The organism is Sphingobacterium arenae, assembly GCF_014692505.1.
Lineage (GTDB): Bacteria > Bacteroidota > Bacteroidia > Sphingobacteriales > Sphingobacteriaceae > Sphingobacterium > Sphingobacterium arenae.
In genome coordinates this window covers 1,102,477-1,121,725 of record NZ_JACNYK010000001.1, presented here as the reverse complement: position 1 = coordinate 1,121,725, position 19,249 = coordinate 1,102,477, and the positions used below count along the sequence as shown (strand labels likewise).

Here is a 19,249-nt window from a genome sequence, read left to right as displayed (position 1 = left end):
AAAATACAGTACGCTAGATTACAATAATGACGCAGATCCCTCATCGAGAAAACAAACACATTCAGGATGCTCCTGCAAAATACTTGACGGGTGCATATTGGTGACCGGTAGTGTCAGACAGTCTTTTATCGCCTGTGCTTTTCTCCTGTCTGGTGCAGCACAGATAATACGGTCCGATTTCATAATCTGCTTGATCGACATCGAAATTGCTTGCAACGGAACTTCCTCCACATTGTTGAACCATCCCTCTCCCAATTGTTGCTGGCGACACTGCAAGTCAAGATTGACAATCAGGTACGCATCTTCCACATCAAAATCTGCCGGTGGATCGTTGAACGCCAGATGGCCGTTTTCCCCTATGCCCACAAAAGCCACGTCAATCGGATGTCGCCCGATTTTCTCTTCCAAACGCTTACGTTCCTCTTCCGGGTCATTTTCACCGTTGATGAGCACCGCTTCCTTCACTCCACCCACCTTGTCGATGAACCGTTCTGTCAGGTACTTCCTAAAACTGGCCTTGTGGGTGATCGGCATACCAATATATTCATCCAGATGGAACATTCTCACCTTAGACCAGTCTATACGTTTGTCCTGCACCAGCGTCTCGATTGTCTCAAACTGGCTCTGCCCGGTTGCCAGAATGATATTGGCTTCGCCCTTTTTCACAATCGCGTCTCTGATCCATTCCGCACCTAACTTTCCCGCTGCCTGTCCCAATTCCCTAGGGGTTGCATACTTTTCAATTTTCATCTGTATTAAATATTTATATGTGTTAAATTTTCATTTGTATAGTTTGTATAAATGGACGCATTGCACCCGGTTTCCCTGCCAATAGCAATAGAGCCTAGATCATTGGATCAAGCTTTGATAACATTGGTATTGCCACCAGATTCCAGATGGATTTGGTGTACCTTATTGCCTTTCCACCTCCCCATCGTAAAGTCTGGTATGGCGATAGCTTGGGAACCGTTAGCCACCGACCACTCACTGAGCGGGCCTACGACACTCCACGCTGCCGCATCATATACATCCATATCCACCGGCAATCCGTTCCGCAGACAATCGATCAACCGCCAATCCATCATAAAGTCCATACCGCCGTGCCCACCGACGCTTTTCGCCAATTCGCCAATATGCTTGACGATTCCCGGCGTATATTCGCTTTCTAACTGTTCCATTTCGGCTTTGCCCAGAAAGTCGTCGTGACCGACCGCTATTTTTCCGGGCAGTGGATATTTCTGTGCAAAAGCCTTTGTCCCGCTTATCAGATGTAACCTAGAATAGGGCCTAGGCGTGCTCACATCGTGCTGTAGCATAATCGTGCTACCACTGTTTGTCATGATACTGGAAACGTTCATGTTTCCGCGCATCGGCTTGTCGGTATACGCCTCAAAACGCTTGTCTGTCCGACCGAGTTCCTTTGCTTTTGCCTGGAGTGAAAAATCTGCCGAAGCCATCGATGTCATATATTCCAGCTTATTGCCTCTATTTACGTTCAATATCTGGCAAACCGGCCCCAATCCATGGGTAGGATACAGGTTACCGTTACGGGCAGCATTTTCCTTTAATCGCCAAAAATCATAACGCTTCTCTTCGTCAAAAAAACTGTCCAATATATCATGTATATAAGCGCCTTCACAGTGTACAATGTCGCCGAAAAAACCCTGTCTTGTCAGGTTCAGCGTTAGCAGTTCAAAAAAGTCGTAGCAACAATTTTCCAGGATTACACAATGTTTTTTTGTTTTTTCCGAGGTCATCACCAGCCGCCAGCAGTCCTCCACCGTTGTCGCTGCTGGAATCTCCAAAGCCACATGCTTACCATGCTCCATCGCATAGATAGCCATCTCCGCATGCGTCGCCCAATGCGTGGCGATATAGACCAGATCGATGTCCTCGCGCTCACACATCTTTTTCCAGATTTCCTCATCTCCAGCGTAGATGCTTGCTTCATGTCCGGAAGAGGTTATCCGCCCTTTCGCCGCTGTTGCTTTCTCTTCTCTAACGTCACAGATTCCCTGGATTGCAACACCCTCTATCCTGCTCATGCGTGCTACTGCCGCCGATCCCCGATTACCAACCCCGATAAAACCTAGCCGGACGGTTTCCAAAGCCGGCGCAGCATAGCCCGACATATTGAATATAGGCTGATATGATTTTTCAACCTGCTTGAAGATATGATCCAATTCGGTTGAGGCCTGCTTTTCACTGGAAGGTTTACAGCCTGCCAGCCAGCCCATCCCAGCCAACCCAGACAATTTCAAGAATGATCTTCTGTTTGTTGTCATATGTTTTATATATTGATGTGTTAAAGTTTTCTATTGTATCAATGAGCTCGTTTCACTCGGTTATTGATGTGTTAAAGTTGTTGTTCGGTGTTAAAATGAATTTTACTAGTATTCCCTAGCTTTGCCCTTATTTGCTCCATTTTTTTAGCAAACTCCATCATGTCTGACTTCCCAACCCTCCTCCCCGACATTCCGGTAACATTTTCTATAGTTACTTCTGCAGGACTAAGACCGACTAATCCGGTGATGTCGCCCCAAGGAATAATCCCAGGTATATGTACCGCCATATTTACGCCACTTTCATCCCTATTCGTCTCATAGTCCGGCACGTAACTTACGGGCATATCCGTTAGTAAAAAGGGGGCATGGTATTGATCCAGTACGCTATAAATTAGACCAGCTATAGCGGTTTCTCTATCGGCAACGACGCGAATCTCTCGATCAGGGAATCGCTCTTTCAAAAATGTCAAGACCAACCCTATTTCAGAGGCCCAGGTAGCCATCATACTTTCTCCCATCCATAACAGTGATCTCGATAGCGTGTGGAAACGAGGTAAACGCCCGTCGATATCGTCGCCCTGTTTTGAGCTTCGCTCTCCCAATCCAAATAAATCCACCATCACGACACCACCTCCATTGGCGCACCATCTTACAACACTATCTACTGCAATAGAAGCCACGCCCTTCGAGGGAAATACAACATGCAATGTTTTCTGTCCAATCGGGTCATCTTTCATCAAAAGCGGAATAAGTCTCCGATCGGTTGACGTCAGAATAACACGTTCATACCCCGATTGCATGGGGAGTTTTTCGACGTGTTGGACAGCTAATTCCTGATAATTTAACAAGAGATTTTTTAATTCTCGGATTTTTGCATCCGGGTTGATGGTATTTGCTTCCGATAGGGCTTCTTGCATACGTTTCTCCCGTGCGCTTACGTAGGAGACTGTCGTGGTAATTTTATTTTTCAGCTCGGGGGAGACTCCGACCGTCAGGACCTTTTCGTCCAGTGGATAAAAAGGCACATCCGTGGAATCCGTCGCTCCTTCTTTCAAATATTGATTAAACCAATCCAGCATACGACGTTGCATTTCCACTGTATAATCATGCTTTTCGTCGAACAATTCATATACAAAATGATCACTACATTCCATGGCATTATAGCGCTTTTTGGCTTTATCATAAGTCTTTAGCATCTCCTGCACATTAAAGGCCGCATTTCCATCTTGTAGTGCCGTAATTATTTTAACAGCTCGCGGCGCTATCGATGCCATGATATCCGCTTTCTCCATGCTGACAAGGCCGCTAGGATGAAGTTCACACACGCAATTGCTGTTCATGATATAAGATTCAAACGTCCCCACGCTTACTACGGGAACCGCAGCTTTTATCCGTTCATCCAGTGCGGTCAACCACCAGGTTTGGTTTCCACCACCACTCGCTCCCGTTGCACCAATTCTATTGGGATCAACATAGGGAAGCGATTGCAATAAATCGATTCCCCTTTGGTTATCGATCAACTGCATACCCATCAATGGGATACCTGCGTCCAAAAGTGATGATCCAAGACTTGCGCCATGATATTCATGGGTGTGATTAGATCCCCTTTCGCCTGCTCCCCAAGCATCCATATTCAAGCATACATAACCATTTCGGGCCAACAATTGCGCTGTCTGCTGTACGATTTGACCTTTTTTTGCTCCGGGCCAATGACCATGGCTATTAATGACGGCGGGGAAAGGCCCCTTGCCTTTCGGCACATATAGGTTTGCCGGCACGTATACGCCCCGTTGGCTTTGAAACACTATATTATGCACTACCCAATCATCAAACTCCATGGTTTTGACAATTTGCATATCCAAGTCCCCGATCTGTACCATATCCAGATTTAAATTTTTGCGGATCCATCCGGGTATGTCGAGCGGGTGCTGGCGAGCGTTTCTGTCTATGGCTAAGTCCTGAACATGATCCATCACCCAGCTTTTGGTCGGATCCAGTATTTCTGAAACGCCTAAAACGTTAGGTAACGAATCAACTTGCTGTGCTTGAGACAATTTTAACATAGTCGATTGAAGAATGATGATCACCACGATATAGGTATAATGCATCAATCTATATCCCACCATAATGTTGTTGCTGCATTGTCCTCTCCACCTAACAAGGCACGTCCTTTCGTTAACTCTTCCATATTGCTTGTTTCTTCCGTTAATGGGAAAGGCATTCTTTTAATAAAAGTGCCTATAGGTAAATCTGCATTTTCGGACTGGATTAAATCGTACATTTTAGGAAAACCGGAACGTCTAAATTCTGTCCAAGCCTCCATACCATCGGGGAATATGGCCAACCATTTCTGTACGCCAATTTGTTCCCGCTGCGTTGCTTCCGTCGCTGCCCAAATAACAGGTGTACTCGCTACCGCTGGCGACTCATGGTAGTCGCCCGGAGCAACGGGTGTATTCGTTGTGGTCAGGTAGACAGCAATCGCATCTTCATCTCGCACCTCCCACTGCGCTAAACTCATCCTTATTCCATCTTCATACAGACTTTTTGCATCTGCCCCCATATTCCAACCATTCAATGCTCCTTCGGCCCGCAAAAAATACGATTCCGCAGCACACATCACCTGTTGTCGTTGGGTCAAGTTTCCCTCTATCACCAGATTGTCCGCTTCAGTTGATCCGCTATAAGCTACCCAGTATTCCCCTACATTGGAATTCGCATTCGCTTGGTTTCTGGATACGCCCAAGTCTGTTGTTGTTATCCCATTACGCAGACTATTAAATTGATCGCCATTTGCGCTAGGTTGAAAATAAATGCCTAAACGAGGGTCTTCATAACCTTTGAGGTAGGAAGCGATGGTCGAGCTCATCGCAAATTCGTTCCACATCGCTACTTGTGCTAAACCGTTGGTATCATTCCCCTCTAAAGCTTTCGCCAGCGATGCGTTGTGTCCATTGTCTTCCATCACGCCGGAAGCCACGGCAGCCTCTGCTTCTGTCTTCGCTCTTTCTGGGTCAACTTTCGAAATCCGCAAGGCTAGCCGCAAGCGGAGCGAATTGGCAAACCGGATCCAGTTATCCAAGTTGCCATCATACATCAAATCATAACCCTGATATACCGTGGTTCCTGCCGGAAGTGCCTTTAGCGCCTCTACCGCTTTCGTCAATCGGACAAAGAAATCATCGTAGATTTTATCCATAGGATCATATGGAATCACGTCAATCGGCTCCGCCGCTTGAAAATAGGGAATTGGCCCAAATTGATCAGTCAGACGGTGAAAAGCATAGACCCATAGGATATTTGCCAAAGCTCCTTCCCCGCTGTCCTCCTCTACATTATCCATGATACTTTTCAATTGCGGCGCGGTATCCACATATACCACGGTCCAGAACCGGCGTTGCCAATCGGGTGTCAATGCATAACGATCCGTTCTGAACGAAGTTGTCGTCAGTGCAAAATATTGTGCATAAAGGTCGGGGCCCAAATTTTGAACAGTCTGATAAAATGAACGATTCATAGCGGAGGAAGATTGTGCTTTTGCAAACATAAAAGGCCGCTCCCTTGCTCCTACCTCAGTCAGGTTGTCGGGATCGGTATTCAATTCGTCGAAATCCTTCGTGCACGATCCCAAGCCAAAAACAACTATCGCACTATATATAAATAATCTTTTCATGATTTCTGAAATTTAAAATGTAACCTTTACGTTCAAACCATAGGTACGCACCGTCGGCGGCAACCCGACCTCTACCCCTTGATAATTACCTGCTCCTAATGCACCTTCTGGATCTATCGGATTTTTAATTTTACCCAATCCCGGTATATCTAATGTAGATTTACCTCGGTAAAAGAAAAACAAATTACGCCCTGTTAGAGAGACCTGTGCCGCTTGTATACCTTTCCAAGATTCTACATTAAACTTGTAGCTTATCGCCAATTCGCGGAAACGAACATTGGTCATATCGTACGTAAAAAACTGTCCCCACGCATCCCGACCATTCTGTCCTACGGTTGTCCAAAATTCCTGTGCCGTTATCGCTGTGCTATTCGCTGTTCCGTCCTCTAATACGCCGGGAATGACCCAGTTGCCTTCGCGATGCGTTTCTGTAAAGTCAGCGACTCCAAATGCCGCTAGGTATGCAGCCGTTCCCGATACGATTTCACCGCCGATACGGGCATCAATCAGCGTGCGCAACGATATATTCCCATAGGTAAATGTATTTCCCCAGCCCAACAAGGCCTTCGGGTTAAAATTCCCTAGTTTTTTGTTTGCCTCTACTACGGGTAATCCCTTCGCATCCACAATATATTGACCACTAGCATCCTTTTTCCAAACATGGCCGTACAAATCCCCGTATTTCCCCCCCTCATTGACCACGACAGTCGCGTATTTCGTGTTATCCGTTATGTTCGCCCGCTTGGTTTTCTCATGTAGTTCTACAACCGTATTTGTATTGGTTGCAAAATTTACATTCGTCGTCCAATTAAAAACGTCGTTTCTCACCGGTATAGCGGTTAATTGAACTTCCAGTCCTTTATTCTCTATATTTCCCGCATTGATATACTCCCGACTAAATCCACTAGCCATCGGTAGTGCTAAATACATCAGCTGGTTTTCTGAATTACTTTTATAATAGGTAGCATCAAACGTCAAGCGACTATCGAAGAAACGCATATCCAAGCCCGCTTCAAATGATTTTGTCAACTCCGGCTTCAGATCGGGAATAGCTTTGGTTGGATTACGAGATACAAACCCCTTACCTGCGCCAAGACCGAATTGGTATAGCTGGTTCAGTAAATAGGGTTCTGCATCATTACCCACTTGCGTATAAGACACTCTTGCTTTACCAAAGGTCACCCAGCTGGGCATCTTTAGCCATTCATTAAACACAACCGACAGACCTGCCGATGGGTAGAAAAAGCTATACGATGACGGCAAGGTCGACGACCAGTCGTTACGCGCTGTCAGATCTAAGAAAACATTGTCGTAGAACCCCAGTTGTGCGCTACCATATACCGAGTTTAATCGCCGTTCGTAACGTGCTATATTTAAAAACTCAGGTGTGGTAGCCATCCGGAAAGAGAATTGATTGGGAATGGTCAACCCATTCGCCATATTTTGAAAAGTATTATGGGTTCTTTTTAAAAAACTTGTCCCCACATTATAGTTCAACTGAATATTGTCGCTTAGCTTATTTTCACCATTCAATAGGAAATCAAAGTTCTGTTCCGAATGTCCCGTATGCGTTTCATAATACTTTCCGCCTTCTCGTACATCGCCCAGCGAAACCGTACTGTTGTAAAATGAGCCATCTGCCACATCTCTATATTTATCGAAAGAATAACGTCCCAAGACGTTCAGCCAATCCGTCAATTGATAGGATACCGACCCCAACGCCGTTATCCGGTCACGCACCTCGTTTACAGAGGTACGGTTCAAGCTCCAATACGGATTGTCGTAAATAGCCGATCCAGACCAATATTTACGGGTTGGCTCTCCATTAACGGGATTGATTGTTTCAAAATCTTTTAGCTCCGCCTGGTCCATATCCCTTGGCATGATATACGCTTCGATCGGGATTCCCATATCGCCCAAGCGAGGTCGATTATCCACTTGCTGGTTGACGTAGTTCAGCTTGACATCCGTTTTTAATCCCGGAATAAATTCGGTATTTAGTCGTAAGTTCAGACTGTTTCGTTTAAGGTCATTACCTTGAAAAATACCGCCTATTTTGTTATTGGAATAAGACATATACCCCTGTACTTTCTCAGTTCCTCCGTAGGTACTGATACTGTTGTTAAATGTAGACGAGTTTTGAAAGAAATCACGTACATTATGACTATAAGTGGTACCTTGCTCACCCCAGCTTTCGCCAATATTCGTTCCCGCTACACCGCCATTTCCTCTTCCATATGTATCTTGGAAACGGGTCAACATATTCACCTGATCTATGGCGGCACTCCCATTATATTCAATACGATAATTCCCCTCCCGGCCCTGCTTGGTCGTAATGATAATAGCACCATTCGCTGCCCGGCTTCCATACAACGCTGCTGCGGAAGGCCCCTTCAAAATGTTGATCGATTCAATATCGTCCGGATTGATATTCGCTGCACCGTCACTCGTACCATAATTAGGTGTCGTGCCTGTAGCTTGTGTCCCAGCCGAATTATCATAGGGAACACCGTCTACAACAACCAATGCATTATTGTTCCCCGATATCGATTTATTCCCCCGCAACACAACACGTGCCGCAGCACCGGGACCTGATGATGCCGTGGTAACAACTGCACCGGCTACTTTTCCATTTAGGCTACTCATGATGTTCCCACTATTATCCCGGGCATCATTTACGGCGTCCGCAGAAAGCTGCTGCGTCGCGTAGGTTAAACCTCTTGTTTCCCGCTTAATACCCAAGGCCGTTACCACGACCTCTTTGATATTCTGCTCTTCGGGGAGAAGGATAAATTCGATCGTGTTTTCATTTCCAATGGTTAGTGTTTGCCCCACGTACCCCACTAATGTTACGCGAAGCTCGTCTCCGGCGGAGGCTTCCAGATGAGCAATTCCAGTTTCGTCTGTTGCTGTAGACTGCTGGGTGGCAAGGTTAACGATCGTAGCTCCCGGTAAAGTGGTCTGCTGGCTACCTTCTATTACCGTAATTGTTCTTGTGCTTGTTTGTTGCCCCCAAACAACTGTTACTCCGAAACAGAGATAAAGAAACACAATCCCTGTTAAAAATACTTGTCTAAGGTGATGTTTGTGTATCATAATATTTTGGGTTTACGTATTTTGACTCCTGTATTTTGTCAAAATTTAATTACTCAAAGAAATACCATATACGTTTATATTCCAACTGTTTCCCCAACTAAAATACCGGTAGCGTTATCGGAAATGTAAAAAATACACAACGAAAAAAGCCCCTTTTCCAAAAGAGAAAAAAGGGGCAAAATTTTCAATACAAGCCGTATCCTTACGGATTCAGCAAATCATATACGCGAACGTAATCTATCTGTAACTGTGCAGGAAAAGCTTCCCCATCTATACCCTGTTGGCCTCCCCAATTACCACCGACAGCCAGATTCAACAGCCAATGAAACTTCTTATCAAAAGGCCACACTTGATATCCTTTGCCCTCATTCGGGAAATTGAACAGTTGAACATCATCTACAAAGCCACGGATATATTGGGGTGTCCAATCTACGCGGAAGGTATGAAACTCGGTCGTGGCATGCTGTATTTTTCTAAAAGCGGTCTTTTGGGTACCGATGGAATGATTATAATCTTCGGTATGCACACTGATGTGCACGACATCCCGATCATACCCGACATGTTCGAGAATATCAATCTCTCCCGACGCCGGCCAATCTCCATAAGCCCAATCGCTAGGCAACATCCAAGCAGCAGGCCACGTTCCACGGCCTTGCGGCACTTTGGCTTTCACTTCAAACCGACCATACAGAAAATCGCCTTTTCCTTTACTTATCAAGCGTGTGGACGTGTATTCGCTGCCTTCATATGCTTCTTTACGGGCGGTAATGGTTAATAGGCCGTCTGCCACGTGTACATTTTCCGGACGCGCTTCTGTATAATATTGCAACTCATTATTTCCCCAGCCGCTCCCTCCTATATCGTAGCTCCATTTATCTGTATCAGGAAGCCCTTCGTAATCAAACTCATCTGCCCACACAGGATGCTCTGTAAAACGATATGTTTGTGAAGCAAATGTATCAACAGCAGATGTAACATAAAAAGGAATATTAGCCGTTGCGACATTATTATTCCCGTCTGCCACATAGACAAAAAGACGATAGGCGCCCGCCTGTTTAGGAGCCGTCAACATTGTTTGCATCGCATCTTCCTCTGTTACCAACCCCGGCAGTGCGGCCGGACGTTCTTCACGATCCCCGCCTTCTTTCAAATCTGTGCTTTCTTCCAAAAGTTCCCACCGCACCACCAGCTTATCGCCGTCTGGATCCGTTACAGAAGCAGCGATCGCATAACTTTTTCCGGGTTCAACAACCGGGAAATCGGACGCTTGCTTACCATCTAATGTCAACGCTTTCAGATGGGGTGCTCTATTTGCCGGCCAATTGCCCGACCAGAGATACTGCATCACATCGACAACTTCGTTCTCCTCTCCGCTTTCAGTAAAAAGCCCGTACCAGGTGGGCGTCCGTTCTTGTTTTTGTCCCCAGAGGAAAACATAGGACCCCAAGCATGATTGATCTTTTGCGATGGAGGCTTGATAGCGATTTTTGTATACCGTCGCTTTCGCGCTGCTTGTTTCCTCTATCGCTGCGCCCCAAGGCGTCGAGACGACTTCCCAGTGCCCGGTCGGACCCCATTCGGTAACCATGTATGCTTTGTCCCAACCCACATCCTTGATTTGCTGAGGTACGGAGGCGAGGCTGCCGTACACCTGTACCGCAATTAAATCTAGCGCTGGACATCGTTCCTTGATATAGTCGATTTCCTTTTTATTCACACCAGCTAACATGGTTGTCACCAGATGGTTTCCATCCACTTGATGGATCATGCTGGCGATATCGTTGACCGCATTCCAAACGTTCGGATTGCTATAATGCAGGTTCAATTCATTACCAATACCCCAAGCCAGAAGTGCAGGATGATCTTTGTATGCCAAGATAACTGCACGGGTCGCTTCTAATTGCTGCGCCACTGCTTCTGCATTATTATAATCAAAACCGTGACGTTCGGTTTGTATCGAGAGTCCTAATGTAACCGTCAGCCCTAAATCATACGCCTCATCCAGAATTCGGCCTGCATCGTGTGGACTCCACGTCCGTATCGAGTTCCCACCGTAAGCTTTTAAGCGTTCCATATACTGACTTCCGCCAGCACCGTTTATAAAATAGGGCTTTCCGCCTCTCATCAAAGTATAGCCGTCCTTATGTTGTACAACCGTCGTTTTGATGGGTTTATTCTTCTGTGCGAAAACGGTCGAAATTCCCAGAGAAAGTAGCACATATAATAGTGTTCTGAATAGCATCATGGAGCATCTAAATTTTAAAGTTTTATCTTAAATTGGGGTTAGCATCTATCTGTGTCTGTGGAATGGGGATAAATTCACTCGTACCGGGCACAAATTTAGCCCCGAAGACATCCTTCGCTTTACCCGTACGAACCAAATCGTTGAAACGTTCGCCCCACCATTCGCAAGCGAACTCCGCACGTCTTTCGTCGAGGATCTGATCCAGCGTCACATTGGAAATCGGATCCAATTTGGCGCGCTCACGAACCAGGCGGAAAGGTTCATCACCATTCTGTCCTTTCCGAACCTTTGCTTCGGCATTTAGCAACAGCGCATCGGCATAACGCAGGATACGGACATTATTATTCGCCCCGTATTCCATACGGCCCGGTGTCATATCCGATTTCGGTAAGTAAGCCTTCCCATTGAAATATTTGACACCAAACTCATTTCCATAAACCTCATCTCCACTGGGTGTGGTGGCAAAAGTAGCCGGATTTCCATCTTCGCCACAATACTGGATCGTTGCTTTCAACCGCTCGTCATCACCTCGCGCAGTGAGGAAATCCACTATATTCTGTGATGGAGGCACCCAACCTGCACCAGATATTGGACTTCCCTTCTGATCTCCCGGAGGCCCCTGCCATCTAAAAAATGTTCCCCAGTCTACCCCAGGACGCACAATATCACCTGTTCCTAGACCAAAGTCGGAGTATTGTAACTCAAATAAAGATTCATCTGCGAGCTTACCCTTGATCTTAAACAGCTCGTATAGGTCCTGATACAAGGAAAATTTATTGCTGTTGATAATCTGATTTGTTGCATCAAGCACATCATCCCAATAGGAGCTACTGTTATCATTCCCAGCCAAGTCAGCTGCAGCTTTCGCTTTGAGCAGTAACGCCGAATAGCGCGTAATGGCCCCCGTATGTTCCGATTGGTTCGGACGGGCATCTTCCAGATCTGGCACACAGGCATTCATTTCAGCAATGATAAACTCCCGCACGGCGTCCTTTGTACTTTTACCAATCGTCGCTAGACTACCGATATCTTCGCTATCTGTCAGGATAGGCACATCACCAAAAAGGCGGGATGCCATCAAATGAGCATAAGCTCTCAAAAAACGGACTTCAGCTTTATACTGCCTATTACGGGCGAGATCCTCGGTATTTGTTTCCGAAATATGCTCGGCGAACTGATCCAGTTCAACCAAAGCATTATTGGCAGCAATAACCAACCCATAGTAGCTATTCCAAGACTGGTTAAGCCCCCAGTAGGATTGTACGGTCACGTCACGCTGGAAATTTTTAATAGCCATCAACTCCGGATTGTCATTTGGCGTTGGGGCCCCTTGCTGATAATCATCATCCCGAACGCAACGGATAGAAAGGTCTATCCAGTGAACGAGGTTATCGTCTGCTGCCGAACGGTATACGCCCGACACCGGCGCATACATCTGCGCTGTGTTGGTATAATCGATTTCTTCCGAACGTTGCTGGTTCTCCAAGGGTTTATCCAGAAATTTGCTACACCCGACGAAAGAAAAGCTACTTGTCATACAAGCCGCTAACAAGATATATTTCACTGTGTTCATATTTTTAATCATTAATAAATTAGAAAGATACCTGTACACCTAAACTATAAGAAGACGCGATAGGATAAACATTCGCATCAAATCCCATATCCGCGACTTCGGGCGTAAACCCGTTATACTTGGTGAAGATGAATGGTCTGTCTGCCGTCACATATAGTCGGGCAGGGATTCCTTTTGCCAGATCCACATGATACCCTAGTTGTATATTCTGTATACGCAGGTAAGCACCACTTTCTACAAAAAAAGAACTTGCCTGTAAGTTCCAAGGTGCCACTGAACCTTGTGCCGAAGGAGAAGAATTGCTTGTCCCCTCGCCTGTCCAGAGATCTTTTATAAAAGCAGCATCCGCATTCATCTGGCTATATTTCCGACGCATAGCCCGGTTCAAGTTATGAATCTTATTGCCAGCAACCCCTTGAAGTGCGATACTGAAATCAAACTTCTTATAATCCATTGCGAGGTTGAAGCCATATGTCAGTTGAGGTAAGTAATTCCCAAGGTTGACACGGTCATCTTCGTCCAGTTCACCATTTTGATTTTGATCTTTGTATTTCAGATACCCTGGGAGAATAGGATTGTCCGGATTTTGTGTGTTATACGTCTTTGCGATTGGATCGGCTTCGATCTGTGTCTGATTTTGATAAACGCCCTCCACCTCATAACCATAGTAGAAGTTAATTGGTTGGTTAAGTTCAATCCGGGAAGGAAATTCAGCTGACCACTCGGGGAAACCATTCAAAATACTTTCAAGCCCACCAAGGTCATTAACTCGGTTTTTCAGTGTCGTCAGGTTTCCACCGATAGCATAGCCGAGGTCACCCTTTTTATCTTTCCATTGAAGACCGATTTCCCATCCACTGTTGGTAACGCTCCCCCAGTTGCCATACACGCGATCCCAAGAGAACGGAATCGGACGCTCAAAAGCCAAATCATTCGTTTTCCGATGATAGTAATCCACCGTTCCGCTCAGGCGGTTGTTCAACAACGTAAAATCGAGACCTCCATCCCATTCTTCCACCACTTCCCAGCGGACATGCGTAAAAAATTTACTCATGCGGTACCCCGGAATACGGCTACCATTCGTGGTGCCTATACTTCCAAATATTCCGGAATAATTATTTCCCGAAAAAACCGTTGCATAACCGGCATTCGGCTGAATACCGTCATTACCCAATTTACCCCAACTTCCGCGGATTTTTAATTGATTGAAAAGCGTTTGGTTTTCCATGAATTTCTCTCGACTCAGCACCCAGCCCAAACCTACAGAGGGGAAATACCCCCATTTGGTCTGGTACTTGGAGCTTCCGTCGGCACGGAAGGTAGCAGTCAGCAAATACTTATTGTCATAGTCATACGTACCGCGGGTAAAGTATGAAATTCCTGCGTTCCGAAAACCACCCTCTCCATATCCCGTTGCCGATGCCGTTCCCTGGGCGCCGACGCCGATATACCAGAACTCTTCCGATTCGGGAACATCGTTCGCCTGTACCCACGTTTGTCGCCAGCGGTCCTCCCGTGTCGATTGTCCCAAAAGTACCGACCAATGGTGTTTTTCGTTCCCGTCTTTATAGGTCAGCAAATTATCGAAGATATAATTTGTACTACGTTCCTGGGCAGAGCGCAGAAACGAGTTATTGTTGCGCTGATCGTTGTCAATATAATAGACCGGCTGATAGTTGATATTGTGCGTAGAGTGATAACGTTGGCTCCATTGTGTACGAAACGTCAATTTGTCTTTCCACAATTGGATCTCTGCATACGCGCTTGGCAATATCTGGAATCCTTTCGTCTGGTCGTTTCTATAATATGCCGTGGCGACAGGGTTCGCAAACCAGAAGCTGGAAGGCATACCAATGACCGTGCTGGATCCAAATTTTTCCGGTTTAGCCAGTTCTAAGGAGGGGTCGTATACCGGGTAGAGTGGGGAGGCAAAGTAAGCCTGGCGAAAAGCCGCATTATCCGGTGAATGGTTATGGAAATTATTGAAGTGCGCCGTAAAACCAAGTTTCAACCAATCGGTGACATGTGCCTCTGTCTGCATCCGAATATTATACTTACGGTGACTATTTTTAGCATCCATAATCCCATCCTGATCCAAGTAGTTTACGCCGAATGTATAGGTGATTTTTTCGGCGCCACCTTGTATATCGATATTATGGTTAGTCAGTAATGCCTTGGAACGTAACAATTCTTTATACCAGTCTGTATCCATACCCGGATTTTCGACTGTGCCGCCAAATTTACTGACCGAACTATTCACAAAAGCTTCATTTCCGGTTGCAATCGCGTAAGCGGCATAATCGTGCGCGTTAGCCATCTTTAATAAGTTGGTCGGCGACTGGAAGCCAACGTAACCATTATATGTTACCCGTGGTTTCATATTCAGTTTTCCTTTCTTGGTGGTCACCAAAATTACACCGTTCGCTGCCCGCACACCATATATGGCAGCTCCGGAAGCATCTTTCAGTACCGACATCTCTGCAATATCGTTCGGATTCAGGAAGTCGATATTATCCATGAACATTCCATCCACCACATAAAGTGGGCTTTCATTATTGAAGGACCCTACGCCTCTTATCCGAACCGTAGGTGTTGTTCCCGGGGTACCCGAATTGACAATCTGCACCCCCGTCACAGCACCTTGCAATGCTTCCATGGGATTAGATACCGTGCGCTTACCCATTTCCTCCATATCAACAGTAGCTATAGGAGCCGTCAGGTCACCTTTACGCTGCGTGCCGTATCCCACGACGATAACTTCTTCCAGTTCGTCCATACCTTCCTGCAGTTGGATGTCATAAACACCTGTCTGCGTTACCACCAGCTGGCTAGATAGCATCCCCATCTGGGTGAATACCAGCGTAGCTCTATCTCCAGTTATCTCCAAGGCATACTGTCCGGATTGATCCGTACTTGTTGCCATGTTACGCCCTTGAACAGTTACAGTAACACCTGCCAAGGGTTCCTGATCTACGGCCGACGTCACCCGCCCCCGTACTTGCAAAGTCTGTGCGGCAAGTTCTATAACAGAAAAGCACATACACAGCACCATGCATGCATGTAAAATTCTAATCCTCATAAGTTGAATTTGTTTAACATGGTTTATAAATTTTAGTTCGCTATTATTCTCCCTAGTGAAGAGAACGTCATCCAAAAATAGGTTTCGAATTGGAAAAGTATATTTTTTTTGAGACTACAATTACTACTACAATAGGCGTTTGGAAGCCTAAAACAACACGAAAACACCCCTACAAATACCCTACACAAATCACACAACACACTGGTTTTCAAAGCGCATAATCGTTATTCATCATGATGACACACTATCCTTGGGCAGGTTCTTGATGTTCTATTAACGTTTGGGGGTTACACGTCAACAGTCGTATACTGCATCAAATAATCATAGAGATTAACTTCCGAATCGATCTTTAATTTCTTGCGTAAACGGTAACGGCTTACTTCTACTGCTTTGACAGTGACGTGCAGGAGCTGCGCAATTTCTTTGGAGAGCAGATTCATCCGTAGCAAGGCACATAATTTCAATTCATGTGCAGTCAGGTCAGGGTGTTGTTTTTTAAGCCTCCCGAAGAAATTTTCATTGGCATAGTGGATATGCGCATTAAACTTTTCCCAATCCTCATTTGTTCTTTCCGCAGATCGGATAAGTCGAATCAATTGCTTGAAGTTTTGTTGCGTTTCTTTATCTTCCAAACGGTTCATGGTTTGGGTAATGTTGTCTTTAATCTTACTCAATACCTCGCCTCGCTGAATGATATTCATCGTCAAATTTGCCAGTTCTTTATCCTTGAAACCAAGTTCTGTTTCCAATTTTTCATTGCGGAGCTTGATAACCTCTTTCTCTTTCTTCTCAATTTCTAACTGCCTTACATGTAGTTCATCCCGGTGTCTTTCTTTTAATTTTTTTCGTTGTATACGCAGCAGCCAAAAAATAAATACGAGCAACAATCCAGCATACAGTGCATAACTAACCGGATGAGCATACCAAGGCGGCATAACACGAAAAGAAAATGTCTGTTCCTCTGATTCGTTCCCCATCCCGTTTCGGGACTTCACCCTAAAAACATATGTACCTGCCGGTAAATTGGTGTATTCTTTTTCACTCCTATTGCTCCATGCCGACCATTTTGTTTCTAGCCCCTCCAACATATAACGGAACTCCACCTGGTCCTGTTGGTCATACATGGTCGAACTAAAATTAAATTGAAGGGAATTAAAAACGTAGCGCAGTTTTGTATGGGAGACATCTTGATAGCGATACCCCCCAAACAACAGCTGCTCTTTTTTATCGCTATCAAACGCTTTTACTGTACGGAGTAGCATATTGGGTTTGGATGCACGTTCCTGATAGGCGGTGTAATTAAGTAAAATGCCCCCCTTTTGTCCACTTATAAATACATTCTCTGTATCATGGACGTAGACCGATTCAAACCCACCTAATATTTCGCCATTCAATTCTGGGAAATAAGAAACCGTATACGGATATTCTTCTAGTGGACGAGAAAAGTCGAGTACGCCTAGTCTTTTATTGCTGGCAAACCATACATTTCCCATCTTATCCTCCGTCATGTATTGAATGGGCATATCAACAAGCGCCTGATATTGTTTTGCTGATATAAAAGCATCCGTTTCGCCATCGTACATATACACCCCTTTGGGTGTCGAAACAACAATATCATTTCGAATATGAAATACGTAGTTGTGCAACCTAGCGGGTAACCCTTCGGCTACGTCATATTGCTTCTGCCGGATAATTTTCTTAAAGTCTGGCGATAAAGATAACTTAAAAACGCCCCGATAAGGGTGTGACACCCATACTACGTGATTTTTATCATCGTAATAGACAAATCTTAACGATTCATCTGAACCGTCTATATGTCCATCGTCCACAAAATGCTGACCGTCGAATACAAGATGCCTTAACCCCAAATAGGAACCGACCACAACATCCCGGGATGGAGAAACCCGCGAAGCCGCTTGATATGTCCAGATTCCCGTGTTTGTATGGATAGGCCGTACACTTCCGTCTCTTACTTCAAAACTTCCCTCTTCATGTCCGATCAACAAGCGTCCGTTCACCTCTTGGATAGACCATATCTGCCCATCACTGTGCCGCACCTTTTCGAACTGCGCCTCCGACATGCCGATATTATCCAAAGCATTGCCCACATAAGGTGTAACATATAAACCATTGGACGTTCCAAGATACAGCTTATGGTTAAAAATACGAACGCTATATGTTCCTAATTTTGTGTGTTGATCGGGATAAATATATTTGATGGCACTATTGACTGCAATGTAATCAATGCCATCATCCAAAGCTAACCATAGATTACCGTTTCTGTCTTTAAAGATATCGCGGATGTTATTTGTCTGCAAACCCTCTCCGTAACTATATCGTTGAACGACCTCGCCCCTTTTGTCCATAATCAACATACCGCCGGGATACATGCTGAGGGCAAACAGATCATTCCCCAAAAACCGGATGCTTGAAATCCGATTTGTCGAAAACCGCGGCCCCATAGACGTTACTTTCGGAACAAAATGACCATTTGCTAGGTAAAAAAGACCATCTTTCATCGTCGCAACCAATAAGGTGTCAGCAGCATAAGATACGACACCGGTAATGATCGCTCCTTCTTTCAGCGTGCTCTCTATGGCGGTCGGCTTCCAAATGCCCTCTTCATAATGTAGAAGCCCTCTTTCCATATCTTGGGCATAAACATCCTCCCCAACGGATGTCATATACTGCCAACTACTGTGCGGTCGATCCACACTGATTTTGTCTTGATAATGATGAAAAATATGGTTATTAGCTTGAAAAAAGACGTGCTCTCCTGATATAGCAATATGCCATACATCCGCAAACTGCCTTTCTTTCTCCGGGATTTCCCCCACTAAGGAATGGTAGACCAAGGTACCCCTTTCATCGGCTTGGAAGTAACCTATTTCATCTTGTCCTCCCACATAAATCCTTCTATGACCATCAAAACAAACGGACCGCACAATCGTGGAATTGGGTAACGGATAAACATGCCAATACCGTCCATCAAAAGAAAGCAACCCCTCGTTATTACCAAAATATAGGATCCCCTGCGTATCCTGCGTTACACCCCAGTTTTGGACACCTCCGCGATAAACCTTACTGGGATAGTTTACAATCTGGGGCATCGCAATCGTACGTTGCGCGTAGATTTTTCCACCCAAAATTATAATTAAAATCGAAAGAAGAATTATATATCTACTCATTCGTATATGGCTATATCGTTAGCATTGGTAAACGAAGATAGCAAAATCCCCTAAGATGACAATTTAGCTTAACAACAAATCGATGACATGATTCTCTCTTTCAATGTGTA

General features: G+C 45.3%; 9 protein-coding genes. All 9 read right to left on the bottom strand.

Annotated features, from left to right (window positions below; translation table 11 throughout):
* Window positions 1-18 precede the first annotated feature (18 nt).
* Window positions 19-750, bottom strand: coding sequence for a glucosamine-6-phosphate deaminase (locus tag H8B17_RS04095; RefSeq protein WP_190307864.1), 732 nt, complete (start codon window positions 748-750; stop codon window positions 19-21).
* A 107-nt stretch (window positions 751-857) separates the two neighbouring features.
* Window positions 858-2,285: a Gfo/Idh/MocA family protein gene (locus tag H8B17_RS04090; RefSeq protein ID WP_190307863.1), complete on the bottom strand. Its 1,428-nt coding sequence runs from the start codon at window positions 2,283-2,285 to the stop codon at window positions 858-860.
* Between the two features lie 71 nt (window positions 2,286-2,356).
* Window positions 2,357-4,411 carry an alpha/beta hydrolase family protein gene (locus tag H8B17_RS04085; protein WP_190307862.1) on the bottom strand — a complete coding sequence of 685 codons (2,055 nt, stop codon included), beginning with the start codon at window positions 4,409-4,411 and terminating at the stop codon, window positions 2,357-2,359.
* On the bottom strand, window positions 4,393-5,958 hold the full coding sequence (locus H8B17_RS04080; RefSeq protein ID WP_223816356.1) for a SusD/RagB family nutrient-binding outer membrane lipoprotein: 1,566 nt from the start codon (window positions 5,956-5,958) through the stop codon (window positions 4,393-4,395). The genes H8B17_RS04085 and H8B17_RS04080 overlap by 19 nt, the downstream gene beginning before the upstream one ends.
* Window positions 5,959-5,970: 12 nt before the next feature.
* Entirely contained in the window at window positions 5,971-9,054 is a 3,084-nt protein-coding gene (locus H8B17_RS04075) for a SusC/RagA family TonB-linked outer membrane protein (RefSeq protein ID WP_190307861.1), read from the bottom strand.
* A 202-nt stretch (window positions 9,055-9,256) separates the two neighbouring features.
* Window positions 9,257-11,299, bottom strand: a complete 2,043-nt coding sequence (locus H8B17_RS20565) for a glycoside hydrolase family 16 protein (RefSeq protein ID WP_223816355.1) — start codon at window positions 11,297-11,299, stop codon at window positions 9,257-9,259.
* 22 nt (window positions 11,300-11,321) lie between these two features.
* Window positions 11,322-12,872 carry a RagB/SusD family nutrient uptake outer membrane protein gene (locus H8B17_RS04065; protein ID WP_190307860.1) on the bottom strand — a complete coding sequence of 517 codons (1,551 nt, stop codon included), beginning with the start codon at window positions 12,870-12,872 and terminating at the stop codon, window positions 11,322-11,324.
* 19 nt (window positions 12,873-12,891) lie between these two features.
* On the bottom strand, window positions 12,892-15,951 hold the full coding sequence (locus H8B17_RS04060; RefSeq protein ID WP_190307859.1) for a SusC/RagA family TonB-linked outer membrane protein: 3,060 nt from the start codon (window positions 15,949-15,951) through the stop codon (window positions 12,892-12,894).
* A gap of 287 nt (window positions 15,952-16,238) precedes the next feature.
* Window positions 16,239-19,139 carry a ligand-binding sensor domain-containing protein gene (locus tag H8B17_RS04055; RefSeq protein WP_190307858.1) on the bottom strand — a complete coding sequence of 967 codons (2,901 nt, stop codon included), beginning with the start codon at window positions 19,137-19,139 and terminating at the stop codon, window positions 16,239-16,241.
* Window positions 19,140-19,249: the final 110 nt, after the last annotated feature.